Origin of the sequence: Streptomyces sp. BHT-5-2, from assembly GCF_019774615.1 — a bacterium.
Classification (GTDB): domain Bacteria; phylum Actinomycetota; class Actinomycetes; order Streptomycetales; family Streptomycetaceae; genus Streptomyces.
Genome location: NZ_CP081496.1, coordinates 5,234,217 through 5,259,105, shown reverse-complemented (window position 1 = coordinate 5,259,105; position 24,889 = coordinate 5,234,217). Strand labels below are relative to the sequence as shown.

The following is a 24,889-nucleotide window of genomic DNA, read 5'->3' as shown; positions in this document are numbered from 1 at the left end:
TCCACACGCCCGTACCCTCGGCCGTTCATTCGACGGACGGCCGGGGTAGGGAAACCTCCCGGCAGCCGCCGGGGGAGTACGGTTCACCGCAGCACCACCCGGCGGCGGGGCGCCAACCTTCCGTGCCCGCCCCGCAGTTGCCGCCCCGGCGCACCGGGTCACCCCGTCCGCTGCGCCGCCCCGCACCACGTCGACCGCACGAGACGGAGAGCCACCGGATGCAGTACGCAGTGGGGGCTCCGCTGCCACCGCCCCGCGGCCCGCTTCCCACCCAGGGCGCCGGCATGACCATGAACTGGGCGCCGCACCCCGGCCAGCCTCATCCGCCCGGCATGCCGCACACCCCCGCGGCCCCGCCGCCGCCCCCCGCCCCGCCCGCGCCGGCCCCTCCGGGCTGGCCCGCCGCACCGCCCGCGGCCCCGCCCGCAGGGCAGCACCCGCCCGCCCAGCACAGCGGCGACATCACCGGGCACATCCAGCTGCCGCCCGGCGCCCCCGTCCCGCTGCCCAGCAACGCCACCCCGGACCCCGCGCACGCCGCCGTCGCGGTGCTGCTGATCGGCCCGGCCGGCGCCGGGAAGACCAGCGTCGCCCGCCACTGGGCCGACACCCGGCGGGTGCCGACCGCGCACATCAGCCTGGACGACGTCCGGGAGTGGGTCCGGGCCGGATTCGCCGACCCGCAGTCCGGCTGGAACGACAACTCCGAGGCCCAGTACCGCCTCGCCCGCCGCACCTGCGGCTTCGCCGCCCGCAACTTCCTCGCCAACGGCATCTCCTGCATCCTTGACGACGCGGTCTTCCCGGACCGCCCGGTCGTCGGCCTCGGCGGCTGGAAGCGCCACGTGGGCCCCGGCCTGCTGCCGATCGTGCTGCTCCCGGGCCTGGAGGTCGTCCTGGAGCGCAACGCCCGGCGCACCGGCAACCGCCGCCTCTCCGACGAGGAGGTGGCGCGGATCCACGGCCGGATGGCCGGCTGGTACGGCTCGGGTCTGCCGATCATCGACAACTCCCAGCACGACGTGGCCACCACCGTGCGGGCGCTCGACGAGGTCGTCGCCCGCAGCATCGCCAGCCCGCCCAGCTGGTAGGGCCTGAGCCGGCCCGTCCCCCGGGCGGCCGTCTCGAACGGCCGCGCGGGGAGAGCGGTCGTACGCTGGCGATATGTCCGAGTTGTACGCGGCCCGACGCGCGCAGCTGCGCGACCGCTGCGCCGCAACCGGAAGTACCGCCGCCCTGATCTCGCGCCCGGCCAACGTCCGTTATCTCACCGGCTGCACCCCACCCGGCGCGACCCTGCTGCTGGGCGCCGGCAGCCCCGGGGACGACATCCTGGTCTGCGGCTGCCCGCCGACCGGTGACCCCACCGAGGGGCGGCCCTCCGACGACGTGCGGATCTCGGTGCTGCCCGCCCGCGGTGGCGACGCCGCGGTGGCCGCCGCCGGGCTGGCCGCCAGGTCGGGCGCGGAGGTCCTGGCGGTGGAGGAGCACCACCTCACGGTCAGCCGGCACCGGGCGCTCTCCCAGGCGGCCCCCGGAATGCGGCTCGCCGACCTGGCCTGCGCCGTCGAGACGCAGCGGCTGGTGAAGGACGACGACGAGATCGCCTGCCTGCGGATCGCCGCCGAGATCAGCGACCAGGCGCTGGGCGAACTCCTGGAGTCGATCCTGGTCGGCCGCACCGAACGGCATCTCGCGCTCGAACTGGAGCGCCGCCTGGTCGACCACGGCGCGGACGGCCCGGCCTTCCCCACCTCCGTCGCCACCGGCCCGAACTCCGGACGCGCCGGGCACCTGCCCACCGACCGCCGGGTCGAGGAGGGCGACTTCCTGACCGTCGGGCTGGGCGCGAACTACCGCGGCTACCGCTGCGAGATCGGCCGCACCTTCGTCATCGGCACCACTCCGGCGGACTGGCAGATCGAGCTGTACGACCTGGTCTTCGCAGCCCAGAAGGCCGGCCGGGAGGCGCTGGCACCGGGCGTGGAGTGCCACGAGGTGGACCGGGTGACCCGCCAGATCCTGGAGACGGCGGGGCACGGAGACGGCCTCGGGCCGTGGACCGGGCACGGTGTCGGACTGGAAATCGACGAGGACCCTCAGTTGTCACCCGGCGCCATGGGTAAACTGGACGCTTGCGTGCCGGTCACCGTCGAGCCAGGGGTCCACATCCCGGGCCGAGGGGGTGTCCGGATCGACGACACCCTCGTCGTCCGCCCCGAGGCGGACGGCGGACCCGAGCTACTCACGATCACGACCAAGGAGCTGCTCGCCCTGTGAGCCACCGGGCTCGCTGCGGGCGGTTTCGAGGTACCCACCACCTGCAGTCCAGGAGATTCCGCAACCGTGGCTTCCACGAACGACCTCAAGAACGGCATGGTGCTCAAGCTCGAAGGCGGCCAGCTCTGGTCCGTCGTCGAGTTCCAGCACGTCAAGCCCGGTAAGGGCCCGGCCTTCGTCCGTACCAAGCTCAAGCACGTGCTCTCCGGCAAGGTGGTGGACAAGACCTTCAACGCCGGCACCAAGGTCGAGACGGCGACCGTCGACAAGCGGGGCATGCAGTTCTCGTACATGGACGGCGACTACTTCGTCTTCATGGACATGGACACCTACGACCAGCTGCACGTCGACCGCAAGACCGTCGGCGACGCCGCCAACTTCCTGCTCGAGGGCTTCGAGGCCGTCGTCGCGCAGAACGAGGGCCAGGTCCTCTACGTCGAGCTGCCGGCCGCCGTCGAGCTGGTCATCTCGGAGACCGAGCCGGGCGTCCAGGGCGACCGCTCCACCGGCGGCACCAAGCCGGCCACGCTGGAGACCGGCTACGAGATCCAGGTCCCGCTCTTCATCACCACCGGTGAGAAGATCAAGGTCGACACCCGCACCGGCGACTACCTCGGCCGGGTGAACAGCTAACCGTGGCTGCCCGCACCAAGGCCCGTAAGCGCGCCTTCCAGATCCTCTTCGAGGCCGACCAGCGCGGTGCCGACGTGCAGTCCGTGCTGGCGGACTGGATGCGCCACGCCCGGACCGACACCCGTCAACCGCCGGTCCACGAGTACACCCTGGAACTGGTCGAGGGGTACGCGGAGCACATCGCCCGCATCGACGAGCTGATCTCCACCTACTCCGTCGACTGGGACCTGGACCGGATGCCGGCGGCCGACCGCTCCATCCTGCGGCTCGGGGCCTACGAGCTGCTGTGGGTCGACGGGACGCCGGACGCGGTGGCGATCGACGAGGCCGTGCAGCTGGCCAAGGAGTTCTCCACGGACGACTCGCCGTCGTTCGTCAACGGCCTGCTGGCCCGGCTCAAGGAGCTCAAGCCGGGACTGCGCCGGGAGGAGACGCGCTGATCCGGCCACGCGGCCGCCGACGGCCGTGAACCGAGGCACCGGACGGGCCCGGAGCGACACCGCGTCGCTCCGGGCCCGTCGGTCTTCCCGTGCCCGTCTCCGCGGCGCGGCGGGTCGCCTGGGCGTCCGTCGCCGGATACGCCGACCGCCGCTCCGGGCAGCCCGGAGCGGCGGTACGTTTCTGCGTGTGAAGCGGGGGGTGGAGGCCGGTCAGATCTCCTCGTGCTGCACGGCCCGGCGGGCGTCCGCGTCCAGCACGCCCCAGCTGATCAGCTGCTCGGTGAGCACCGAGGGCGACTGGTCGTAGATCACCGCGAGGGTGCGCAGGTCGTCCTGGCGGATCGAGAGGACCTTGCCGTTGTAGTCCCCGCGCTGGCTCTGGATGGTGGCGGCGTAGCGCTGGAGCGGGCCGGCCTTCTCCTGCGGGACGTGGGCCAGACGCTCCAGGTCCAGCACCAGCTTCGGCGGCGGCTCGGCGGCGCCGCCCGGCGTGGTGCCCGGCAGCAGCTCCTGCACCGGCACGCCGTAGAAGTCGGCCAGCTCGGCGAGGCGCTGGACGGTCACGGCACGGTCACCGCGCTCGTAGGACCCCACCACCACGGCCTTCCAGCGGCCCTGGGACTTCTCCTCGACGCCATGGAGAGAGAGGCCCTGCTGGGTACGGATGGCGCGGAGCTTGGCCCCGAGCTGTTTGGCGTATTCGCTGGACATAAAGCTCCCCAGACGGCTGTATCGACATGCGGCTCGGCCGCGGGCTGGTAACTCACTGTGAGGTTACGCAGCGTAATCTGACTTCGTCAAGCCGAATGGGCCAGACCCTCACCCGTCAGGGGGGCGCGCGGCTCTCCGGGGGCCTCCTGATAGCCTGAGTCTCGTAATTCCGACGTCCTTTAAGGTCCGTCCCGTGAGGCGGAGAAGGAGGTCCGTTTCGTATGGACGCGACGCATTCCGACCCGAGAACGCACGCTTCCGCCCGGCCGGTGCTCGAAGGCCCGGACATCGCGCGGATGCTGACCCGTATCGCCCACGAAATCGTCGAGCGCGCCAAGGGCGCGGACGACGTGGTGCTCCTGGGAATCCCCACCCGCGGCGTCTTTCTCGCCCGGCGGCTGGCCGCCAAGCTCGAGGAGATCACCGGCCGCGCCATTCCGGTCGGCTCGCTCGACATCACGATGTACCGCGACGATCTGCGGCTGGGCCCGGCCCGCACGCTGGGCCGCACGGAGATCCCCACCGACGGCATCGAGGGCCGCCTCGTCCTCCTCGTCGACGACGTGCTCTTCTCCGGACGGACGATCCGTGCCGCCCTGGACGCGCTGGGCGACATCGGGCGCCCGCGCGCCGTGCAGCTGGCCGTCCTGGTCGACCGGGGTCACCGCGAGCTGCCGATCCGCGCCGACTACGTGGGCAAGAACCTCCCCACCTCGCTGCGGGAGGCGGTCAAGGTCCAGCTCACCGAGGAGGACGGCCGCGACGCCGTGCTGCTCGGCCTGCGCCCGGCCCCGTCCCGACCCGGTCCCGACGCCGACGTCCCGGCGGTCGAGCGGACCGCCCCGGCCGACGGGCGCTAGCGCACGCGCGGACGGACCCGGTGACCCCGGGCCCGTACCCATGCCCGCTCGACGGACATTCCCGTACACCTCCCTCACTCCCGGAGAACACCGGATGAAGCGTCACCTCATCTCGGCCGCCGATCTCACGCGGGACGACGCCGTGCTGATCCTCGACACCGCCGAGGAAATGGCCCGGGTCGCCGACCGGCCGATCAAGAAACTGCCCGCCCTGCGCGGCCGTACCGTCTGCAACCTCTTCTTCGAGGACTCCACCCGCACCCGGATCTCCTTCGAGGCGGCCGAGAAGCGGCTCTCCGCCGACGTCATCAACTTCGCCGCCAAGGGCTCCAGCGTCTCCAAGGGCGAGTCCCTGAAGGACACCGCCCAGACCCTGGAGGCGATGGGCGTCGACGCCGTCGTCATCCGGCACGGCGCCTCCGGCGCCCCCTACCGCCTCGCCACGTCCGGCTGGATCGACGCCCCCGTCATCAACGCCGGCGACGGCACCCACCAGCACCCCACCCAGGCGCTGCTCGACGCCTTCACCATGCGGCGCCGGCTGATCGGCCCGGACGCAGGGCTCGGCAAGGACCTCACCGGGAGGCGCATCACGCTCGTCGGGGACGTCCTGCACAGCCGCGTCGCCCGCTCCAACGTCGATCTGCTGCACACCCTCGGCGCCGAGGTCACCCTCGTCGCGCCGCCCACCCTCGTACCGGTCGGCGTCGAGACCTGGCCGTGCGAGGTCTCCTACGACCTCGACCGGGTGCTGCCCAAGTCCGACGCCGTGATGATGCTGCGGGTCCAGCGCGAGCGGATGAACGCCGCGTTCTTCCCCACCGAGCGCGAGTACTCGCGCCGCTACGGCCTGGACGCCGACCGGATGGCGCGGATGCCCGACCACGCCCTCGTCATGCACCCCGGCCCGATGGTCCGCGGCATGGAGATCACCGCCGAGGTCGCCGACTCCGACCGCTGCACGGTCGTCGAACAGGTCGCCAACGGCGTCTCCGTCCGCATGGCCGTCCTCTACCTGCTGCTCGGCGGCAACGAGCCCGCCGTCACCCACCCCCGTACCGAGGAGAAGTAACACCATGAGCAAGATCCTTATCCGCGGTGCGAAGGTGCTCGGCGGCGCGCCGCAGGACGTGCTGATCACGGACGGGACGATCACCGCCGTCGGCACCGACCTCACCGTGTCCAGTGCCGAGGGCGCCGAGGTCGTCGAGGCCGCCGGGAAGATCCTGCTGCCGGGCCTGGTCGACCTGCACACCCATCTGCGCGAGCCCGGGCGGGAGGACTCCGAGACCGTCCTGACCGGCACCCGGGCCGCGGCCGCCGGCGGCTACACCGCGGTGTTCGCCATGGCCAACACCTTCCCGGTCGCCGACACCGCCGGCGTCGTCGAGCAGGTCTACCGGCTGGGCCGGGAGCACGGCTACTGCGACGTGCAGCCCATCGGCGCCGTCACCGTCGGCCTGGAGGGCAGGAAGCTCGCCGAGCTCGGCGCGATGCACGAGTCCGCGGCCGGCGTCACGGTCTTCTCCGACGACGGCAAGTGCGTCGACGACGCGGTGATCATGCGGCGGGCCCTGGAGTACGTGAAGGCGTTCGGCGGGGTCGTCGCCCAGCACGCCCAGGAGCCGCGGCTGACCGAGGGCGCCCAGATGAACGAGGGCGTCGTCTCGGCCGAACTGGGGTTGGGCGGCTGGCCGGCCGTCGCCGAGGAGTCGATCATCGCCCGGGACGTGCTGCTCGCCGAGCACGTGGGCTCCCGGGTCCACATCTGCCACCTGTCGACCGCCGGCAGCGTCGAGATCGTCCGCTGGGCCAAGTCCCGCGGCATCGACGTCACCGCCGAGGTCACCCCGCACCACCTGCTCCTCACCGACGAGCTGGTGCGCAGCTACAACCCGGTCTACAAGGTCAACCCGCCGCTGCGCACCGAGCGGGACGTGATGGCGCTGCGCGAGGCGCTCGCCGACGGCACGATCGACATCGTCGCCACCGACCACGCCCCGCACCCGCACGAGGACAAGGACTGCGAGTGGGCCGCGGCCGCCATGGGCATGGTGGGCCTGGAGACCGCCCTGTCGGTCGTCCAGCAGACCATGGTCGAGACCGGACTGCTGGACTGGGCCGGCGTCGCCGACCGGATGTCCGCCGCGCCGGCGCGGATCGGTCGGCTGGCGGGCCAGGGACGCCCCGTCTCGGTCGGCGAGCCCGCCAACCTCACCCTGGTCGATTCCGCTTACCGTGGAGAGGTGGACCCCGCGGGCTTCGCCTCCCGCAGCCGCAACACCCCCTACGAGGGCCGTGAGCTGCCGGGACGCGTCACCCACACCTTCCTGCGGGGCCGCGCAACGGTCGTCGACGGGAAGCTCGCGTGACTCCTCAACTGATCCCCCTGGCCGCGGCGCAGCACTCCGCCCCGGTCACCGACTGGTCCGGGCGCATCGCCTGGGTGGTCGGCCTCCTGGTCTTCGTCGTCTTCGTGTACTGGCTGATGCGCCAGGGCTGGAAGTGGCGCGGCACCCTCCAGGGCGATCTGCCCGAGCTGCCGTCCGCACCGGACGACGCGGGGGAGGCCCGGCTGTCCCTCAGCGGGCGCTACCACGGCTCGACCACCGCCGGGCAGTGGCTCGACCGGATCGTCGCCCGCGGTCTGGGCACCCGCAGCCGGGCCGAACTGACCCTCACCGACCAGGGCCTGGCCGTCGAACGGCCCGGCGCCACGGACTTCTTCGTACCGGTCGCCGCCCTGCGCGGCGCACGCCTGGAGGCCGGCATCGCCGGCAAGGTCCTCCCCGAGGGCGGCCTGCTGGTCGTCACCTGGGAACACGGCGGCAGACGGATCGACTCCGGCTTCCGCTCCGACCGGGCCGGGGAGCACCCCGCCTGGGTCGAGGCCATCAACCAGCTCAGCAGCACCGAGCACACCGAAACGGAAGGCGCACGATGACGACCTCCACCAAGGGGACGGGCAAGATCCCCGCCGTACTCGTCCTGGAGGACGGCCGCACCTTCCGCGGCCGCGCCTACGGGGCCGTGGGGGAGACCTTCGGCGAGGCGGTGTTCTCCACCGGCATGACCGGCTACCAGGAGACACTGACCGACCCGTCGTACCACCGCCAGGTCGTCGTCATGACCGCCCCGCACGTCGGCAACACCGGCGTGAACGACGAGGACCCCGAGTCCGCGCGGATCTGGGTGGCCGGCTACGTCGTCCGCGACCCCGCCCGGATCCCGTCCAACTGGCGCTCCCGCCGCTCCCTCGACGAGGAGCTGCGCCACCAGGGCGTCGTCGGCATCAGCGGCGTCGACACCCGCGCGCTCACCCGCCATCTGCGCGAGCGCGGCGCGATGCGGGTCGGCATCTTCTCCGGCAACGCACTGCCCGACGCGGGCACCATGCTCGCCGAGGTGCGCCAGCAGCCCGAGATGAAGGGCGCCGACCTCTCCGCGGAGGTCGCCACCAAGGAGGCGTACGTCGTCCCGGCGATCGGTGCGAAGAAGTTCACCGTGGCCGCGATCGACCTCGGCATCAAGGGCATGACCCCGCACCGGATGGCCGAGCGCGGCATCGAGGTGCACGTCCTGCCGGCCACCGCCACCGCCGAGGACGTCTACGCGGTCAACCCCGACGGCGTGTTCTTCTCCAACGGCCCCGGCGACCCGGCCACCGCCGACCACCCGGTCGCGGTGATGCGCGAGGTGCTCTCCCGCAAGACCCCGCTGTTCGGCATCTGCTTCGGCAACCAGATCCTGGGCCGGGCGCTGGGCTTCGGCACGTACAAGCTCAAGTACGGGCACCGCGGCATCAACCAGCCGGTGCAGGACCGCACGACCGGCAAGGTCGAGATCACCGCGCACAACCACGGTTTCGCGGTGGACGCCCCGCTCGACAAGGTATCCGACACCCCCTACGGCCGCGCCGAGGTCTCCCACGTCTGCCTCAACGACGACGTGGTGGAGGGGCTCCAGCTCCTGGACCAGCCGGCCTTCAGCGTTCAGTACCACCCCGAGGCGGCCGCCGGCCCGCACGACGCCGCGTACCTCTTCGACCGGTTCGTCGAGCTCATGCGAGACAACAATCAGCACAGCGTTTCCCTGATGGAGGGCCAGCGTGCCTAAGCGCACCGATATCCAGTCCGTCCTGGTCATCGGCTCCGGCCCGATCGTCATCGGTCAGGCCGCCGAGTTCGACTACTCCGGCACCCAGGCATGCCGGGTCCTCAAGTCCGAGGGCCTGCGCGTCATCCTGGTCAACTCCAACCCGGCCACGATCATGACCGACCCGGAGATCGCCGACGCCACCTACGTCGAGCCGATCACCCCGGAGTTCGTCGAGAAGATCATCGCCAAGGAGCGCCCGGACGCCCTGCTGCCGACCCTCGGCGGCCAGACCGCGCTCAACACCGCCATCTCGCTCCACGAGGCGGGCACCCTCCAGAAGTACGGCGTCGAGCTGATCGGCGCCAACGTCGAGGCGATCAACAAGGGCGAGGACCGCGACCTGTTCAAGGAGGTCGTCGAGGCCGTCCGCCGCAAGATCGGCCACGGTGAGTCCGCGCGCTCCTACATCTGCCACTCCATGGACGACGTCCTCAAGGGCGTCGAGGAGCTCGGCGGCTACCCGGTCGTCGTCCGCCCGTCCTTCACCATGGGCGGTGCCGGCTCCGGTTTCGCCCACGACGAGGAGGAGCTGCGCCGGATCGCCGGCCAGGGCCTCACGCTCTCCCCGACCACCGAGGTGCTCCTGGAGGAGTCCATCCTCGGCTGGAAGGAGTACGAGCTGGAGCTGATGCGCGACAAGCACGACAACGTCGTGGTCGTCTGCTCCATCGAGAACTTCGACCCGATGGGCGTGCACACCGGCGACTCGATCACCGTCGCGCCCGCGATGACGCTGACCGACCGCGAGTACCAGATCCTGCGCGACATCGGCATCGCGGTGATCCGCGAGGTCGGCGTCGACACCGGCGGCTGCAACATCCAGTTCGCGGTCAACCCCGAGGACGGTCGGGTGATCGTCATCGAGATGAACCCGCGGGTCTCGCGCTCGTCCGCCCTCGCCTCCAAGGCCACTGGCTTCCCGATCGCGAAGATCGCCGCCCGGCTCGCCGTCGGCTACACCCTCGACGAGGTCCCCAACGACATCACCGAGCAGACCCCGGCGTCGTTCGAGCCCACCCTCGACTACGTCGTGGTCAAGGTGCCGCGGTTCGCCTTCGAGAAGTTCCCGGCCGCCGACGCCACCCTCACCACCACCATGAAGTCGGTCGGCGAGGCGATGGCCATCGGCCGCAACTTCACCGAGGCGCTCAACAAGGCACTCCGCTCGATGGAGAAGAAGGGCAGCCAGTTCGCCTTCACCGGCGAGCCCGGCGACAAGGCGGAGCTGCTGGAGCGGGCCAAGGTCCCCACCGACGGCCGGATCAACACCGTCATGGCCGCCATCCGGGCCGGCGCCACCCCGCAGGAGGTCTTCGACGCCACGAAGATCGACCCGTGGTTCGTCGACCAGCTCTTCCTGGTCAAGGAGGTCGCCGACGAGATCGCGGCCGCCGACAAGCTGGACCCGGAGACCCTTGCGGAAGCAAAGCGCCACGGCTTCTCGGACGCCCAGATCGCGGCCATCCGCGGCCTGCGCGAGGACGTCGTCCGCGAGGTGCGGCACGCGCTGGGCATCCGCCCGGTCTACAAGACGGTCGACACCTGCGCCGCCGAGTTCGCCGCGCGGACGCCGTACTTCTACTCCTCCTACGACGAGGAGAGCGAGGTCGCGCCCCGCGAGAAGCCCGCGGTGATCATCCTCGGCTCCGGCCCCAACCGCATCGGCCAGGGCATCGAGTTCGACTACTCCTGCGTTCACGCCTCGTTCGCGCTCAGCGAAGCCGGCTACGAGACCGTCATGGTCAACTGCAACCCGGAGACCGTCTCCACCGACTACGACACCTCCGACCGGCTCTACTTCGAGCCGCTCACCCTGGAGGACGTCCTGGAGATCGTGCACGCCGAGCAGCAGGCCGGCCCGGTCGCGGGCGTCATCGTCCAGCTCGGCGGGCAGACCCCGCTGGGCCTGGCGCAGGCCCTCAAGGACAACGGCGTGCCGATCGTCGGCACCTCGCCCGAGGCCATCGACCTCGCCGAGGAGCGCGGCGCGTTCGGCCGGGTGCTGACCGAGGCCGGGCTGCCGGCTCCCAAGTACGGCACCGCCTTCTCCTTCGAGGAGGCCAAGGCCATCGCCACCGAGATCGGCTACCCGGTCATGGTCCGCCCCTCCTACGTCCTCGGCGGCCGCGGCATGGAGATCGTCTACGACGAGCCCTCGCTGGCCGGGTACCTGGAGCGGCACGCCGGTCTGATCGACCAGCACCCGGTCCTGATCGACCGCTTCCTCGACGACGCCATCGAGATCGACGTGGACGCGCTCTACGACGGCCACGAGCTCTACCTCGGCGGCGTCATGGAGCACATCGAGGAGGCCGGCATCCACTCCGGCGACTCGGCCTGCGCGCTGCCCCCGATCACCCTCGGCGGCTTCGACATCAAGCGGCTGCGGGCCTCGACGGAGGCCATCGCCAAGGGCGTTGGCGTCCGCGGGCTGATCAACATCCAGTTCGCGATGGCCGGGGACATCCTCTACGTCCTGGAGGCCAACCCGCGCGCCTCGCGGACCGTGCCCTTCACCTCGAAGGCCACCGCGGTCCCGCTGGCCAAGGCAGCCGCCCGGATCTCGCTGGGCGCCACCATCGCCGAACTGCGCGCCGAGGGCATGCTGCCCAAGACCGGCGACGGCGGCACCCTGCCGCTGGACGCGCCGATCTCCGTCAAGGAGGCGGTCATGCCCTGGTCGCGGTTCCGGGACGCCTCCGGCCGCGGTGTGGACACCGTCCTCGGCCCGGAGATGCGCTCCACCGGCGAGGTCATGGGCATCGACTCGGTCTTCGGCACCGCGTACGCCAAGTCGCAGGCCGGCGCCTACGGCGCGCTGCCCACCAAGGGCCGGGCCTTCGTCTCCGTCGCCAACCGCGACAAGCGCTCGATGATCTTCCCGGCCCGTGAGCTGGTCGCCCACGGCTTCGAGCTGCTGGCCACCTCCGGCACCGCCGAGGTGCTGCGCCGCAACGGCATCAAGGCCACCGTGGTGCGCAAGCAGTCCGAGGGCGAGGGCCCGAACGGCGAGAAGACCATCGTCCAGCTGATCCACGACGGCGAGGTCGACCTGATCGTCAACACCCCCTACGGGACCGGCGGCCGGCTCGACGGCTACGACATCCGCACCGCCTCCGTGGCCCGCGGCATCCCCTGCCTGACGACGGTCCAGGCACTGGCCGCCGCCGTCCAGGGCATCGAGGCGACCTCCCGCGGCGACGTCGGGGTGCGTTCCCTCCAGGAACACGCCCGGCAACTGACCGCGGCCCGCGAGGAGTAGGCCCGCGAGGGGGACACCGAAGGCGGTGTCCCCCTCTTCGTGAGCCCACCCCACCCGACCCCCCCTCCGCGAGAAGGCCCGCCCACCACCATGTACCGCCTGTTCTTCCAGCTGTTCTTCCAGCGCATGGACCCCGAGAAGGCCCACCACCTGGCCTTCCGATGGATCCGCCTGGCCGCGCGCGTCCCGGTGCTCCGCACCTTCGCCGCGGCCGCCCTGGCCCCCCGCTACAAGGAGCTGCGCACCGAGGCCCTGGGCCGCCGGATGCACGGCCCGTTCGGCCTGGCCGCCGGCTTCGACAAGAACGCCGTGGCCGTCGACGGCCTGGCCATGCTCGGCTTCGACCACGTCGAGATCGGCACCGTCACCGCCCAGCCGCAGCCCGGCAACCCCAAGAAGCGGCTGTTCCGGCTGGTCCCGGACCGCGCGCTGATCAACCGCATGGGCTTCAACAACGACGGCTCGGCCGCCGTCGCGGCCCGCCTGGCCGCCCGCAACCCGGTCTTCCGGACCACCCTCGGCGTCAACATCGGCAAGACCAAGATCGTCCCGGAGTCCGAGGCGGTCGCCGACTACGTCACCTCCACCGAGCGCCTGGCCCGGCACGCCGACTACCTCGTCGTCAACGTCTCCTCGCCGAACACGCCGGGGCTGCGCAACCTCCAGGCCACCGACCACCTGCGGCCGCTGCTCACCGCGGTCCGCGAGGCCGCCGACCGCACCGTCCCCGACCGCCGGGTCCCGCTGCTGGTCAAGATCGCCCCGGACCTCGCGGACGAGGACGTGGACGCGGTCGCCGACCTCGCCCTGGAGCTGGCCCTGGACGGCATCATCGCCACCAACACCACCATCGCCCGCGAGGGCCTGGGCCTGACCTCCGACCCGAAGCTGACCGCCGAGACCGGCGGCCTCTCCGGCGCCCCCCTCAAGGAGCGCTCCCTGGAGGTCCTGCGCCGCCTGTACGCCCGGGTCGGCGACCGGATCACCCTGGTCGGCGTCGGCGGCATCGAGACCGCCGAGGACGCCTGGCAGCGCATCCTCGCCGGCGCCACCCTCGTCCAGGGCTACAGCGCCTTCATCTACCAGGGCCCCTTCTGGTGCCGGGCGATCCACAAGGGCCTCGCCGCGCGCCTGCGCACCAGCCCGTACGCCACCCTCGCCGACGCGGTCGGCGCCGACCACAAGAAGGTGACCGGATGAGCCCCCGCCCGTCGCCCGACCTCCGCCCCTCAACGACGCCCTCCGGGCGCCCGCTCTCTCTTCAACCCTTCGGCGCGCGCCTGCGCCGCGCCATGGACGAGCGCGGCCCGCTCTGCATCGGCATCGACCCGCACGCCTCGCTGCTGGCCGACTGGGGCCTGAACGACGACGTCGCGGGCCTGGCGCGGTTCACCAGGACCGTCGTCGAGGCGCTCGGCGAGCAGGTCGCGGTCTTCAAGCCGCAGTCGGCCTTCTTCGAGCGGTTCGGCTCGCGCGGCGTCGCCGTGCTGGAGACCGCCGTCGAGGAGGCGCGGGAACGCGGTGCGCTGATCCTCATGGACGCCAAGCGCGGCGACATCGGTTCCACCATGAGCGCCTACGCCGAGGCGTTCCTGCGCCCGGACTCGCCGCTGTTCTCGGACGCGTTGACGGTCTCCCCGTACCTCGGCTACGGCTCGCTGGAGCCGGCCGTGGAGCTGGCGCGGCAGAGTGGCGCCGGGCTCTTCGTGCTGGGCCTGACCTCCAACCCGGAGGGCGCGGAGGTGCAGCGCGCGGTCCGCGAGGACGGCCGCACCGTCGCCGCCACCATGCTCGGCCACCTCGCCGCCGAGAACGCCGGGGCGGCGCCGCTGGGCTCCTTCGGCGCGGTCGTCGGCGCCACCCTCGGCGATCTCTCCGCCTTCGACCTGGCGATCAACGGCCCGCTGCTGGCCCCCGGCATCGGAGCCCAGGGCGCCACCCCCGCCGACCTGCCCACCGTCTTCGGCGCGGCGGTCCGCAACGTCGTCCCGAGCGTCAGCCGGGGAGTGCTGAAGCACGGTCCGGACGCCGGTGCACTGCGCACGGCGGCGGCCCGCTGTGCCGACGAAGTGCGCGCGGCCGTCGCATAACGCGGTTATTTGGTCCCGAAATGTCCTGGTCAGCTGAGTCTGACCAGGACTTTTCGTCTGTTCTCGCTGACTCCGGCGCGATCGGCCGCTAGTCTCCGTCGAGAGCACTGCACGTAAGCGCGTTGCTCGTTGCTCCGCTGTTGCGGGGCGACTAGGTTCCACACCGGTCCGTATCCGACAGTTCGACATCCGAGGTGACGTAGGCGTGGCTCTTCCGCCCCTTACCCCTGAACAGCGCGCTGCCGCGCTCGAAAAGGCCGCCGCGGCTCGCCGGGAGCGCGCCGAGGTCAAGAATCGGCTCAAGCACTCCGGGGCCTCCCTGCACGAGGTCATCCAGCAGGGCCAGAAGAACGATGTCATCGGCAAGATGAAGGTCTCGGCCCTCCTGGAGTCCCTGCCCGGCGTGGGCAAGGTCCGTGCGAAGCAGATCATGGAGCGCCTCGGCATCTCCGAGAGCCGCCGGGTGCGCGGTCTGGGCTCCAACCAGATCGCATCGCTGGAGCGCGAGTTCGGCGGCAGCGGCGCCTGAGTTTTCCGGCACCGCCGGGAAGCTGGAATAATCGCTGCATGAGTTCAGCAGTCTCCCGGGGGTCCGCCCCCGTACCCCCGGCCAGACAACCGCGCCTGACCGTGCTCTCCGGCCCTTCGGGGGTCGGCAAGAGCACGGTCGTCGCGCATCTGCGCAAGGTCCATCCCGAGATCTGGCTCTCGGTCTCGGCCACCACCCGCAAGCCGCGCCCGGGGGAGCGCCACGGCGTCCAGTACTTCTTCGTCGAGGACGAGGAGTTCGACAAGCTGATCGCCAACGGTGAACTGCTGGAGTGGGCCGAGTTCGCCGGCAACCGCTACGGCACCCCGCGCAAGGCGGTGCTGGACCGGCTGGCGGCCGGCGAGCCGGTCCTCCTGGAGATCGACCTGCAGGGCGCCCGCCAGGTGCGCGAGTCCATGTCGGACGCCGACCTGGTCTTCCTGGCCCCGCCGAGCTGGGAGGAGCTGGTCCGCCGGCTCACCGGCCGCGGCACGGAGGCCCCGGAGGTCATCGAGCGGCGCCTGGAGGCGGCCCGGGTCGAGCTCGCGGCGGAGAAGGAGTTCGACGTGACGCTCGTCAACACCTCCGTCGAGGACGTCAGCCGTGAGCTGCTAGCCTTGATGCTGCGCCGCTCTGAGGACCGGACCACCGGCGACTGACCCCGGTCCGACCGAGGCGCCACGGATTTCGGCGCCGCATGCGCCACCACCTGCTTCATCCCCTTTCGGAAGGTAGAGAGTGTCCTCTTCCATCACCGCACCCGAGGGCATCATCAACCCGCCCATTGATGAGCTTCTCGAGGCCACCGACTCGAAGTACAGCCTCGTGATCTACGCCGCCAAGCGGGCGCGCCAGATCAACGCCTACTACTCCCAGCTCGGCGAGGGCCTGCTGGAGTACGTCGGCCCGCTGGTCGACACCCACGTGCACGAGAAGCCGCTGTCGATCGCGCTCCGCGAGATCAACGCGGGTCTGCTGACCTCCGAGGCCATCGAGGGCCCGGTCGGCCAGTAAGCGGCACCGCACACCTCACCAAGGGCCCGGCAGGGCCCCCGGCGACGAGCTGGGGAACCTGCCGGGCCCTTGGTGTGCCGCGAGGGCATAGGTTGAGGGGCACACGTTCGGACTCGAGGCTCGGGGAGCGGGAAACGATGGACAAGCGCGAGCGGCCCAGGGTCGTCCTGGGGGTCAGCGGCGGTGTCGCCGCGTACAAGGCGTGCGAGCTGCTGCGCAGGTTCACGGAGTCCGGCCACGACGTCCGGGTGGTGCCGACCGCCTCGGCGCTGCACTTCGTCGGCGAGGCCACCTGGTCGGCGCTGTCCGGCAACCCCGCCACCACCGAGGTCTGGGAGTCCGTGCACGAGGTCCCGCACGTCCGCATCGGCCAGGCCGCCGACCTCGTCGTGGTCGCCCCGGCCACCGCCGACATGCTGGCCAAGGCCGCCCACGGCCTCGCCGACGACCTGCTGACCAACACCCTGCTCACGGCCCGCTGCCCGGTGGTCTTCGCGCCCGCGATGCACACCGAGATGTGGGAGAACCCCGCCACCCAGGAGAACGTCGCCACCCTGCGGCGCCGCGGCGCGCTGGTCGTCGAGCCCGCGGTGGGCCGGCTCACCGGCGTCGACACCGGCAAGGGCCGCTTCCCCGACCCGGTGGAGATCTTCGACCTGTGCCGCCAGGTGCTGGCCCGCGGTGCCCAGGGCCTGCCGCAGGACCTCGCCGGCCGCCATGTCGTGGTCAGCGCGGGTGGCACCCGCGAGCCGCTGGACCCGGTGCGCTACCTCGGCAACCGCTCCTCCGGCCGGCAGGGCTACGCCCTCGCCCGCACCGCCGCGGCCCGCGGCGCCCGGGTCACGCTCGTCGCCGGCAACACCGAGCTGCCCGACCCGGCCGGTGTGGACGTGGTCCGCATCGGCACCGCGCGCCAGCTGCGCGAGGCGGTGCTGAAGGCCGCCGCGGACGCCGACGCGGTGGTGATGGCCGCCGCGGTCGCCGATTTCCGGCCCGCCGTCTACGCCCCCGGCAAGATCAAGAAGCGGGAGGGTCAGGAGCCGGAACCGATCGCGCTGGTACGGAATCCGGACATCCTTGCGGAGCTCTCCGCCGAGCGGGCCCGCCCCGGCCAGCTGGTCGTCGGCTTCGCCGCCGAGACCGACGACGTGCTCGCCAACGGCCGCGCCAAGCTCGCCCGCAAGGGCTGCGACCTCCTGGTCGTCAACGAGGTCGGCGAGCACCGGACCTTCGGTTCGACCGAGAACGAGGCCGTGATCCTGGCCACGGACGGCACCGAGACGCCCGTCCCGTACGGGCCGAAGGAGGCCCTCGCCGACACCGTCTGGGACCTGGTCGTCCCCCGACTGGCCGAGCCGCGCCCCTGACGTCCGGCGCGGCCGGAAAGCGTCGCACCGGGCCGTCGGGCACCCCTGATCGAACCCCGAAAATCGGCGTGCCCTCTTGACCCGACTGGATCTCGAGGTGATCGTCACTACCGTGAGGCAGTGGTGTCCCAGGTCACGGGGGGTCCATAAATCGAGACTGCGTGCCCGAGCGCCACATTAGACCGATAAACTGGCAGTGGATTCGGCCGAGCGCAGCTCTCGGCCGTTCCGCAAAATGATCAGCCAGCAGCCGCTGCAACCCCAGGGAGCGATGTGTCCCGCCGCCTGTTCACCTCGGAGTCTGTCACCGAGGGCCACCCCGACAAGATCGCTGACCAGATCAGCGACACCATTCTCGACGCACTCCTGAAGGAGGACCCGACGTCCCGGGTCGCCGTGGAGACGTTGATCACCACCGGCCTGGTGCACGTGGCCGGTGAGGTGACGACCAAGGCGTACGCCGACATCCCCAACCTCGTCCGGAACAAGATCCTGGAGATCGGGTACGACTCGTCCAAGAAGGGCTTCGACGGCGCCTCCTGCGGCGTCTCGGTGTCCATCGGCGCGCAGTCCCCGGACATCGCCCAGGGTGTCGACACCGCGTACGAGAACCGCGTCGAGGGCGACGACGACGAGCTGGACCGGCAGGGCGCGGGCGACCAGGGCCTGATGTTCGGGTACGCCTGCGACGAGACCCCCGAGCTGATGCCGCTGCCGATCTACCTCGCGCACCGCCTCTCGCGCCGGCTGTCGGAGGTCCGCAAGAACGGGACCATCCCCTACCTCCGCCCCGACGGCAAGACCCAGGTCACCATCGAGTACGACGGCAACAAGGCCGTCCGCCTCGACACCGTGGTGGTCTCCTCGCAGCACGCCAGCGACATCGACCTGGACTCGCTGCTGGCGCCCGACATCCGCGAGTTCGTCGTCGAGCACGTCCTCAACCAGCTCGTCGAGGACGGCATCAAGCTGGACACCGACGGCTACCGCCTGCTGGTCAACCCGACCGGGCGCTTCGAGATCGGCGGCCCGATGGGCGACGCCGGCCTCACCGGCCGCAAGATCATCATCGACACCTACGGCGGCATGGCCCGCCACGGCGGCGGTGCCTTCTCCGGCAAGGACCCGTCCAAGGTCGACCGCTCGGCCGCCTACGCCATGCGCTGGGTCGCCAAGAACGTGGTCGCCGCCGGCCTCGCCTCGCGCTGCGAGGTCCAGGTCGCGTACGCGATCGGCAAGGCCGAGCCGGTCGGCCTCTTCGTCGAGACCTTCGGCACCAACGCCGTCGAGACCGACAAGATCGAGCAGGCCATCGGCGAGGTCTTCGACCTCCGCCCGGCCGCGATCATCCGCGACCTCGACCTGCTCCGCCCGATCTACTCCCAGACCGCCGCCTACGGCCACTTCGGCCGCGAGCTGGAGGACTTCACCTGGGAGCGCACCGACCGGGTGGAGGCCCTCCGCAAGGCCGCGGGCCTGTAGGGCACGCACCACCAGGGCACTCCTCCGGGGCCCCGGACCGCTACGGCGGCCCGGGGCCCCGGACCGCTACGGCGGCCCGGGGCCCCGGGCCGTTGTGCACCCGGCCGCCGTTGTCGGTGCCGTCTGCTAAGACTGGTTGCTGTGAGCAGGGAGAACGAACCGGATGCGGGGGAGCGGGGCGAGCAGCTGGCCCTGATCCGGGAGGCCGTGCGGGAGACGAAGGCGGAGCGGGCCAAGCCGCGCACCTGGCGGGGCGCCGCGCTGGCGCCGCACCTGCCGGTGGCCCGGGTGCTGGTGGACAAGGGCCCCGTCCACCTGGACAAGCTCTGGGACTACGCCGTGCCCGCCGCCATGGACGCCGAGGCGCAGCCCGGGGTGCGGGTGCGGGTGCGCTTCGGGGCGGGCACCGGCAGGGTGCGCGAGGGCCGCCGCGAGGGCGGGAGCCTGCTGGACGGCTATCTCGTCGAGCGGGTCGCCGAGTCCGACTACCGCGGGCCGCTGGCGGCGCTCGCCCAGGTCGTCTCGCCGGAGCCGGTGCTCAGCGGCCCGCTGCTGGCGCTGTGCCGGGCGGTCGCCGACCGCTACGCCGGCTCGCTCGCCGACGTCCTCCAGCTCGCCCTGCCCCCGCGGAACGCCAAGGCCGAGGCCGAGCGCTTCGCACCGCCTCCGGCGCCGCCCGCCCCGCCCGCGCCGGCGAGCTGGAGTCGCTATCCGGCCGGCCCGGCGTTCCTGGAGGCGCTGGCCCGCGGCGACGCCCCGCGAGCGGTGTGGACCGCCCTGCCGGGGCCGCACTGGCCGGCCGAACTCGCCGCCGCGGTGGCCGCCACCCTGGCGTCCGGGCGCGGCGCCCTGGTGGTGATGCCCGACGGCCGGTCCGCCGCCCGGGTCGAGGCGGCGCTGACCGAGCTGATCGGGCCGGACCGGCACACCCTGCTGGTCGCCGACTCCGGCCCCGAGGAGCGCTATCGCTGCTGGTTGGCGATACGCCGTGGCGCGGTGCGGGCCGTGGTCGGCACCCGCGCCGCCATGTACGCACCGGTCGCCGACCTCGGCCTCGTCGCCGTCTGGGACGACGGCAACACCAACCACAGCGAGATCCACGCACCCCATCCGCACGCCCGGGACGTGCTCCTGCTCCGCGCCGTCCACGAGAAGGCCGCATGCCTGATCGGCGACGTGGGGCGCACGGTCGAGGCCACCCAGCTGGTGGAGAACGGCTGGGCGCGCCAGCTGGCCGCCGAGCGCGAAGTGCTGCGCGGCGCGGCGCCGTTGGTCCGCACCGTCGACGAGACCGAGCAGGCGCGGGACGAGGCGGCGCGGGCCGCCCGGCTGCCGTCGCTGGCCTGGCAGACGGCGCGCAAGGCGCTGGCGCACGGGCCGGTCCTGGTGCAGGTCCCGCGGCGGGGGTATGTGCCGCGACTGGCGTGCGGGCGCTGCCGGACGCCGGCCCGGTGCCGCCACTGCGCGGGGCCGCTGGAGGCACCGAGCCAGGGCGGCGCGCTGTGCTGCGGCTGGTGCGGGCAGGCGGTCCCGGAGTGGTGCTGCGCGGAGTGCGGCGGCACCCGGCTGCGGGCGCAGGTCGTCGGCGCGCGGCGGACGGCCGAGGAGCTCGGCCGGGCGTTCCCCGGCGTACCGGTCCGGACGTCGGGCCGGGATCACATCCTGGAGTCGGTCCCCGATCTGCCCGCGCTGGTGGTGAGCACACCCGGCGCCGAGCCGGTCGCCGAGGGCGCGGGCTATGCCGCGGCGCTGCTGCTGGACGGCTGGGCGCTGCTGGGCCGGCCGGATCTGCGGGCCGGCGAGGAGGCGCTGCGCCGCTGGCTGGGCGCTGCGGCGCTGGTCCGCGGCCAGGCGGCGGGCGGCACGGTCGCGGTGATCGCGGAGCCGACGCTGCGGCCGGTGCAGGCGCTGGTGCGCTGGGATCCCGTCGGCCACGCGGCCCGGGAGCTGGCGGAGCGGGCGGAGCTGGGCTTCCCGCCGGTGTCGCGGATGGCCTCGGTGGCGGGCCGCGCCGAGGACGTGGCCGGTCTGCTGGCGGCGGCCGAACTCCCCGCCGGGGCAGAGGTCTTGGGCCCGGTGCCGCTGCCGGTGCCGGATCCCGGGCGGCCGCGCAGGCCGGGCGATCCACCGCCGGGCGAGGTGTGGGAGCGGGTGCTCGTACGGGTCCGCCCCGGGCAGGGCGGGGCGCTGGCGGCGGCACTGAAGGCGGCCCAGGCGGCCCGTCTGGTCAAGCGGGAGGGGCAGCCGGTGCGGGTGCGGGTCGATCCGCTGGATCTGGGCTGAGCGCGCCGGGCCGGCCGGTGGGTGCCCCGCCCGTTCCCGCGCCGGAGAGCCGTCGCCGGGCCCGTCTCATGGCACGGCACCCGGGACCGATGTCGGCGGGCGGTCCGGGTGCCGGTGCGTGCTGCCCGCGGGATGCGGCCTGCGGGGGCGGGGGAGGAGTTCAGCCGTTGCGGGGGCCGGGGAAGGCGCCCGGCCGGGCCTCGTCGCGGGTGGCGGCGGAGGGCTGGGTGGGCATCGAGCGGGCGGCGGGGACGGACGGGGCCCCGGCGAGGCCGCCGGCGATGCTGACCGCGCGGGCCGCGGTGGTGTCGGACGAGCGCACCGCGGCCTCACCGCCGTCGCCGGACGACTGGGTGGCGGCCCGCCGGGCGCCGTAACGGCGGTGCACCGCCTGCTTGGTGACGCCGAGCGCCGAGCCCACCGCGTCCCAGGAGAAGCCCAGCGAGCGGTCGAAGTCGACGGCCGCGGTGACGAGGGTCTCGACGCTGTCGCGCAGCTCCTGGGCGAGGCGCACGGTGGGGGCCGGCGCCCGGCCGTAGACGACGAAGCCCGTGGAGGGGCCCGTGCGGCGTGGGCGGTAGACGTTGCCGAGCTGTGCGGTGAGCGTGCGCAGGGCGTCCACCTGCCGGCGGACCCGCTCGATGTCCCGCACCAGGAGATGCAGGCTGGCGCGCGCCTGGGCGTCGTGGGTTGCGTGGTCGGCCATGAGCAAGCCTCTCGAACCGGCGTGGAAAGGAAGGGTGAAAGCGATCGGGCCGCCAAAGCGGCCCGGAATTCGGTCAATGCTGCTTGACCAACGCGTCAGGAGCGGCTCTGGTCACGGTGCAGGGGCGTACGAGCGTGTGCGTGGGGCGCGACCGGGTTCGCACGCCCCCTCGCGTTCGGCCCCATGACCTGCGTCAGGACGCCTAGACTGGTGCGCCGTTCCGCAGCGTGTGAGAGGTAGTCCGTCACCCATGAGGCTTGTCTTCGCCGGTACCCCCGAGGTCGCCGTACCCGCTCTCGATGCCCTGATCGCCTCGGACCGGCACGAGGTGGTGGCCGTGGTGACCCGGCCCGACGCGCCGGCCGGCCGGGGCCGCCGGCTGGTGGCCAGCCCGGTCGCGGAGCGCGCGGCGGAGGCCGGCATCGAGGTGCTCAAGCCCGTCAAGCCGCGGGACGAGGACTTCCTGGCCCGGCTGCGGGAGATCGCGCCGGACTGCTGCCCGGTGGTCGCCTACGGGGCGCTGCTTCCCAAGGCCGCGCTGGACATCCCGGCCCACGGCTGGGTCAACCTGCACTTCTCGCTGCTGCCCGCGTGGCGGGGCGCGGCGCCGGTGCAGCACGCGGTGCTCGCCGGCGACGAGATCACCGGCGCCACGACGTTCCAGATCGAGCAGGGGCTGGACTCGGGCCCGGTGTACGGGGTGCTCACCGAGGAGGTCCGGCCGACGGACACCAGCGGCGATCTGCTGACCCGGCTGGCGTTCGCCGGCTCCGGTCTGCTCGCCGCCACGATGGACGGCATCGAGGACGGCACCCTCGAAGCGGTGCCGCAGCCGGAGGAGGGGATCACCCTCGCCCCGAAGATCGAGGTGGAGGACGCCCGGATCGACTGGACCGCGCCCGCGCTGCGGGTGGACCGGGTGGTCCGGGGGTGCGCCCCGGCGCCCGGCGCCTGGACGGTCTTCCGCGGGGAGCGGCTGAAGGTGATGGCGGCCGGCCCGGCCGCCGGGTACGACGGACCGGCCCTGGCGCCGGGCGAACTGGCCGCCACCAAGAAGACGGTGCACGCGGGCACCGGCAGCCACCCGGTGGAGCTGCTCTGGGTCCAGCCGCAGGGCAAGAAGCCGATGCGGGCCGCGGACTGGGCCCGCGGCGTACGGATCGCGACCGGGGAGCGGCTGGAGGGCTGAGGCCCGCCCCCGGGACCGTCCGGCCGCGCCGGGGGTTCGTGGCCCGCGTAGGCTGGTGCGGACACCGTCCCGTAATACCGGAGCACCTTTTCTGTGAGTCAGCAGCCGCCGCGTCGCCACGGCACCCGCAAGCCCTACCGCCGCCCCAGGAAGGACCCGGTCCGGATCCTCGCGTTCGAGGCGCTGCGGGCCGTGGACGAGCGGGACGCGTACGCGAATCTGGTCCTGCCGCCGCTGCTGCGCAAGGCGCGGGCGGCCGGCGACTTCGACGCCCGGGACGCGGCGCTGGCCACCGAGCTGGTCTACGGTTCGCTGCGCCGCCAGGGCACCTACGACGCGATCCTGGCCGACTGCGTGGACCGGCCGCTGCGCGAGGTGGACCCGCCGGTGCTGGACGTGCTGACGCTCGGCGCGCACCAGCTGCTCGGCACCCGGATCCCGCCGCACGCCGCGGTCGGCGCCACCGTCGAACTGGCCCGGGTGGTGCTCGGCGACGGCCGCGCGAAGTTCGTCAACGCGGTGCTGCGCAAGGTCACCGCGCACGATCTGGACGGCTGGCTGGAGCGGGTGGCGCCGGCCTACGACGAGGATCCCGAGGAGCACCTGGGGATCGTCCACGCGCATCCCCGGTGGGTCGTCTCGGCCCTCTGGGACGCCCTCGGCGGCGGCCGCGCGGGCATCGAGGAGCTGCTGGCCGCGGACAACGAGCGTCCCGAGGTGACGCTGGTGGCGCGGCCCGGCCGGTCCACCGCCGAGGAGTTGCTGGCGGCCGTGGGCGACACCGGCGCGGTGCCGGGCCGTTGGTCGCCGTACGCGGTCCGGCTCGCCGAGGGCGGGGAGCCGGGCGCGCTGGACGCGGTGCGCGAGGGGCGCGCCGGCGTACAGGACGAGGGCAGCCAGCTGGTCGCGCTGGCGCTGGCGAACGCGCCGCTGGACGGCCCGGACCGCGTGTGGCTGGACGGCTGCGCGGGGCCGGGCGGCAAGGCGGCGCTGCTGGGCGCGCTGGCGGCGCGGCGCGGCGCGGCGCTGCTGGCGTCGGAGAAGCAGCCGCACCGCGCGCGGCTGGTGGCCCGGGCCCTGGACGGCAACCCCGGACCGTACGCGGTGATCGCGGCCGACGGCACCCGTCCGGCGTGGCGGCCCGGGGCCTTCGACCGGGTGCTGGTGGACGTGCCGTGCACCGGCCTGGGCGCGCTGCGCCGCCGGCCCGAGGCCCGCTGGCGGCGTCGCCCCGAGGACCTGGACGGGTTCGCGCCGCTCCAGCGGGAGCTGCTGCGGCAGGCGCTGGCGGCGGTGCGGATCGGCGGTGTGGTCGGCTATGCGACCTGTTCGCCGCATCCGGCGGAGACCCGGGCGGTGGTGGAGGACGTCCTCAAGGGCCGCGGCGGCCCGGCGGCCGCGGCCGAGTGGGTCGACGCCCGGCCGCTGATGCCGGGGGTCCCCGAGCTCGGCGACGGGCCGGACGTCCAGTTGTGGCCGCACCGGCACGGCACGGACGCGATGTATCTGGCGCTGCTGCGGCGGACCGGCTGACGGTCGGCCACTGCGCCGCCGGTAATTCCTGGAGACCTACGGCGAGTTCACCGTGACCTGGTCCCACCGCTTCGGCGGGACGTTCCTGACGGCCTCGGTGTCGAGGACGAGGGACCGGCGCACTCGCTGCCGCGGAGCGTGCGCGTCTTCGGCGACCGCATCGGTTCTCCGGTCCTGCTCGTCGGAACGGCCACGGACACCCGGGAGGCCGTGCTGCCGGCCGACGACGGCGATGTCCACCTGGCCGGCGACGCCGGGATCCAGCGGGTCGCAGACGGATTCGACAACGCGGTGCGGGCGCTCGTCGCGGGCGGGTGGGACAAGACGTTCCGCTGAGCCGGCGCCCGCCGGC

23 protein-coding genes are annotated in these 24,889 nt (G+C 72.9%); 21 read left to right on the top strand and 2 right to left on the bottom strand.

Features of this window, described 5'->3' with window-relative positions:
* Positions 1 to 218: 218 nt before the first annotated feature.
* The 4 genes from K2224_RS23255 to nusB all read left to right on the top strand — a co-directional run bounded on the left by K2224_RS23255 (position 219) and on the right by nusB (position 3,353).
* Entirely contained in the window at positions 219 to 1,091 is an 873-nt protein-coding gene (locus tag K2224_RS23255; RefSeq protein WP_221908449.1) for a Pro-rich N-terminal domain-containing protein, read from the top strand.
* A gap of 73 nt (positions 1,092 to 1,164) precedes the next feature.
* Positions 1,165 to 2,280 (top strand): aminopeptidase P family protein, encoded by a 1,116-nt coding sequence (locus tag K2224_RS23250; RefSeq protein ID WP_221908448.1) that lies wholly within the window; start codon positions 1,165 to 1,167, stop codon positions 2,278 to 2,280.
* 66 nt (positions 2,281 to 2,346) lie between these two features.
* The gene (gene efp / locus K2224_RS23245; protein ID WP_221908447.1) at positions 2,347 to 2,913 is read left to right on the top strand and encodes an elongation factor P; all 567 of its coding nucleotides are present in this window, start codon (positions 2,347 to 2,349) and stop codon (positions 2,911 to 2,913) included.
* 2 nt (positions 2,914 to 2,915) lie between these two features.
* Positions 2,916 to 3,353, top strand: coding sequence for a transcription antitermination factor NusB (gene nusB / locus K2224_RS23240; protein WP_221908446.1), 438 nt, complete (start codon positions 2,916 to 2,918; stop codon positions 3,351 to 3,353).
* A gap of 210 nt (positions 3,354 to 3,563) precedes the next feature.
* Here the strand turns inward: nusB and bldD are convergent, their stop codons facing one another.
* Positions 3,564 to 4,064 (bottom strand): transcriptional regulator BldD, encoded by a 501-nt coding sequence (gene bldD / locus K2224_RS23235; protein WP_018539834.1) that lies wholly within the window; start codon positions 4,062 to 4,064, stop codon positions 3,564 to 3,566.
* 221 nt (positions 4,065 to 4,285) lie between these two features.
* On the opposite strand from bldD, the gene pyrR reads away from it, so the two are divergent.
* The 14 genes from pyrR to K2224_RS23165 all read left to right on the top strand — a co-directional run bounded on the left by pyrR (position 4,286) and on the right by K2224_RS23165 (position 21,109).
* Positions 4,286 to 4,924, top strand: coding sequence for a bifunctional pyr operon transcriptional regulator/uracil phosphoribosyltransferase PyrR (gene pyrR / locus K2224_RS23230; protein WP_221908445.1), 639 nt, complete (start codon positions 4,286 to 4,288; stop codon positions 4,922 to 4,924).
* Positions 4,925 to 5,018: 94 nt separating this feature from the next.
* Positions 5,019 to 5,996, top strand: coding sequence for an aspartate carbamoyltransferase catalytic subunit (locus K2224_RS23225; RefSeq protein WP_221908444.1), 978 nt, complete (start codon positions 5,019 to 5,021; stop codon positions 5,994 to 5,996).
* A gap of 4 nt (positions 5,997 to 6,000) precedes the next feature.
* Positions 6,001 to 7,296, top strand: a complete 1,296-nt coding sequence (locus K2224_RS23220) for a dihydroorotase (RefSeq protein WP_221908443.1) — start codon at positions 6,001 to 6,003, stop codon at positions 7,294 to 7,296.
* Complete coding sequence (locus K2224_RS23215) at positions 7,293 to 7,868, top strand: hypothetical protein (RefSeq protein ID WP_221908442.1); 576 nt, start codon at positions 7,293 to 7,295, stop codon at positions 7,866 to 7,868. Before K2224_RS23220 ends, K2224_RS23215 begins: the two co-directional genes overlap by 4 nt.
* Positions 7,865 to 9,040, top strand: coding sequence for a glutamine-hydrolyzing carbamoyl-phosphate synthase small subunit (carA, locus tag K2224_RS23210; protein WP_221908441.1), 1,176 nt, complete (start codon positions 7,865 to 7,867; stop codon positions 9,038 to 9,040). The genes K2224_RS23215 and carA overlap by 4 nt, the downstream gene beginning before the upstream one ends.
* Positions 9,033 to 12,344, top strand: coding sequence for a carbamoyl-phosphate synthase large subunit (carB, locus tag K2224_RS23205; protein WP_221908440.1), 3,312 nt, complete (start codon positions 9,033 to 9,035; stop codon positions 12,342 to 12,344). The genes carA and carB overlap by 8 nt, the downstream gene beginning before the upstream one ends.
* A 90-nt stretch (positions 12,345 to 12,434) precedes the next feature.
* A complete protein-coding gene (locus tag K2224_RS23200; RefSeq protein WP_221908439.1) occupies positions 12,435 to 13,544 on the top strand; it encodes a quinone-dependent dihydroorotate dehydrogenase in 1,110 nt (369 codons plus the stop codon).
* On the top strand, positions 13,541 to 14,434 hold the full coding sequence (gene pyrF / locus K2224_RS23195; protein WP_221908438.1) for an orotidine-5'-phosphate decarboxylase: 894 nt from the start codon (positions 13,541 to 13,543) through the stop codon (positions 14,432 to 14,434). Before K2224_RS23200 ends, pyrF begins: the two co-directional genes overlap by 4 nt.
* A 205-nt stretch (positions 14,435 to 14,639) precedes the next feature.
* A complete protein-coding gene (locus K2224_RS23190; protein WP_039638037.1) occupies positions 14,640 to 14,963 on the top strand; it encodes an integration host factor in 324 nt (107 codons plus the stop codon).
* 38 nt (positions 14,964 to 15,001) lie between these two features.
* Positions 15,002 to 15,622 (top strand): guanylate kinase, encoded by a 621-nt coding sequence (gmk, locus tag K2224_RS23185; protein WP_221908437.1) that lies wholly within the window; start codon positions 15,002 to 15,004, stop codon positions 15,620 to 15,622.
* Positions 15,623 to 15,701: 79 nt separating this feature from the next.
* On the top strand, positions 15,702 to 15,977 hold the full coding sequence (gene rpoZ / locus K2224_RS23180; protein WP_016572365.1) for a DNA-directed RNA polymerase subunit omega: 276 nt from the start codon (positions 15,702 to 15,704) through the stop codon (positions 15,975 to 15,977).
* A 137-nt stretch (positions 15,978 to 16,114) separates the two neighbouring features.
* Positions 16,115 to 17,344, top strand: coding sequence for a bifunctional phosphopantothenoylcysteine decarboxylase/phosphopantothenate--cysteine ligase CoaBC (gene coaBC, locus K2224_RS23175; RefSeq protein ID WP_221908436.1), 1,230 nt, complete (start codon positions 16,115 to 16,117; stop codon positions 17,342 to 17,344).
* A 273-nt stretch (positions 17,345 to 17,617) separates the two neighbouring features.
* Entirely contained in the window at positions 17,618 to 18,826 is a 1,209-nt protein-coding gene (metK, locus tag K2224_RS23170) for a methionine adenosyltransferase (protein ID WP_221908435.1), read from the top strand.
* Between the two features lie 141 nt (positions 18,827 to 18,967).
* On the top strand, positions 18,968 to 21,109 hold the full coding sequence (locus K2224_RS23165) for a primosomal protein N' (RefSeq protein WP_221908434.1): 2,142 nt from the start codon (positions 18,968 to 18,970) through the stop codon (positions 21,107 to 21,109).
* A gap of 160 nt (positions 21,110 to 21,269) precedes the next feature.
* On the opposite strand, the gene K2224_RS23160 is transcribed toward K2224_RS23165, so the two are convergent.
* Positions 21,270 to 21,815: a hypothetical protein gene (locus K2224_RS23160; protein ID WP_221908433.1), complete on the bottom strand. Its 546-nt coding sequence runs from the start codon at positions 21,813 to 21,815 to the stop codon at positions 21,270 to 21,272.
* Positions 21,816 to 22,065: 250 nt separating this feature from the next.
* On the opposite strand from K2224_RS23160, the gene fmt reads away from it, so the two are divergent.
* The 3 genes from fmt to K2224_RS23145 all read left to right on the top strand — a co-directional run bounded on the left by fmt (position 22,066) and on the right by K2224_RS23145 (position 24,873).
* Positions 22,066 to 23,004: a methionyl-tRNA formyltransferase gene (fmt, locus tag K2224_RS23155; protein WP_221908432.1), complete on the top strand. Its 939-nt coding sequence runs from the start codon at positions 22,066 to 22,068 to the stop codon at positions 23,002 to 23,004.
* Positions 23,005 to 23,097: 93 nt separating this feature from the next.
* Positions 23,098 to 24,537, top strand: a complete 1,440-nt coding sequence (locus K2224_RS23150; RefSeq protein ID WP_221908431.1) for an RsmB/NOP family class I SAM-dependent RNA methyltransferase — start codon at positions 23,098 to 23,100, stop codon at positions 24,535 to 24,537.
* Positions 24,538 to 24,675: 138 nt separating this feature from the next.
* Entirely contained in the window at positions 24,676 to 24,873 is a 198-nt protein-coding gene (locus K2224_RS23145) for a hypothetical protein (protein WP_221908430.1), read from the top strand.
* Positions 24,874 to 24,889 lie beyond the last annotated feature (16 nt).

What these genes read in the sequence shown, in the direction of transcription:
- K2224_RS23255 (WP_221908449.1), top strand. Translation starts at nt 219, where the DNA reads ATGCAGTACGCAGTGGGGGCTCCGCTGCCACCGCCCCGCGGCCCGCTT.
- K2224_RS23250 (WP_221908448.1), top strand. Translation starts at nt 1,165, where the DNA reads ATGTCCGAGTTGTACGCGGCCCGACGCGCGCAGCTGCGCGACCGCTGC.
- bldD (WP_018539834.1), bottom strand. Translation starts at nt 4,064, where the DNA reads ATGTCCAGCGAATACGCCAAACAGCTCGGGGCCAAGCTCCGCGCCATC.
- pyrR (WP_221908445.1), top strand. Translation starts at nt 4,286, where the DNA reads ATGGACGCGACGCATTCCGACCCGAGAACGCACGCTTCCGCCCGGCCG.
- K2224_RS23225 (WP_221908444.1), top strand. Translation starts at nt 5,019, where the DNA reads ATGAAGCGTCACCTCATCTCGGCCGCCGATCTCACGCGGGACGACGCC.
- K2224_RS23220 (WP_221908443.1), top strand. Translation starts at nt 6,001, where the DNA reads ATGAGCAAGATCCTTATCCGCGGTGCGAAGGTGCTCGGCGGCGCGCCG.
- carA (WP_221908441.1), top strand. Translation starts at nt 7,865, where the DNA reads ATGACGACCTCCACCAAGGGGACGGGCAAGATCCCCGCCGTACTCGTC.
- K2224_RS23200 (WP_221908439.1), top strand. Translation starts at nt 12,435, where the DNA reads ATGTACCGCCTGTTCTTCCAGCTGTTCTTCCAGCGCATGGACCCCGAG.
- pyrF (WP_221908438.1), top strand. Translation starts at nt 13,541, where the DNA reads ATGAGCCCCCGCCCGTCGCCCGACCTCCGCCCCTCAACGACGCCCTCC.
- gmk (WP_221908437.1), top strand. Translation starts at nt 15,002, where the DNA reads ATGAGTTCAGCAGTCTCCCGGGGGTCCGCCCCCGTACCCCCGGCCAGA.
- coaBC (WP_221908436.1), top strand. Translation starts at nt 16,115, where the DNA reads ATGGACAAGCGCGAGCGGCCCAGGGTCGTCCTGGGGGTCAGCGGCGGT.
- K2224_RS23160 (WP_221908433.1), bottom strand. Translation starts at nt 21,815, where the DNA reads ATGGCCGACCACGCAACCCACGACGCCCAGGCGCGCGCCAGCCTGCAT.
- fmt (WP_221908432.1), top strand. Translation starts at nt 22,066, where the DNA reads ATGAGGCTTGTCTTCGCCGGTACCCCCGAGGTCGCCGTACCCGCTCTC.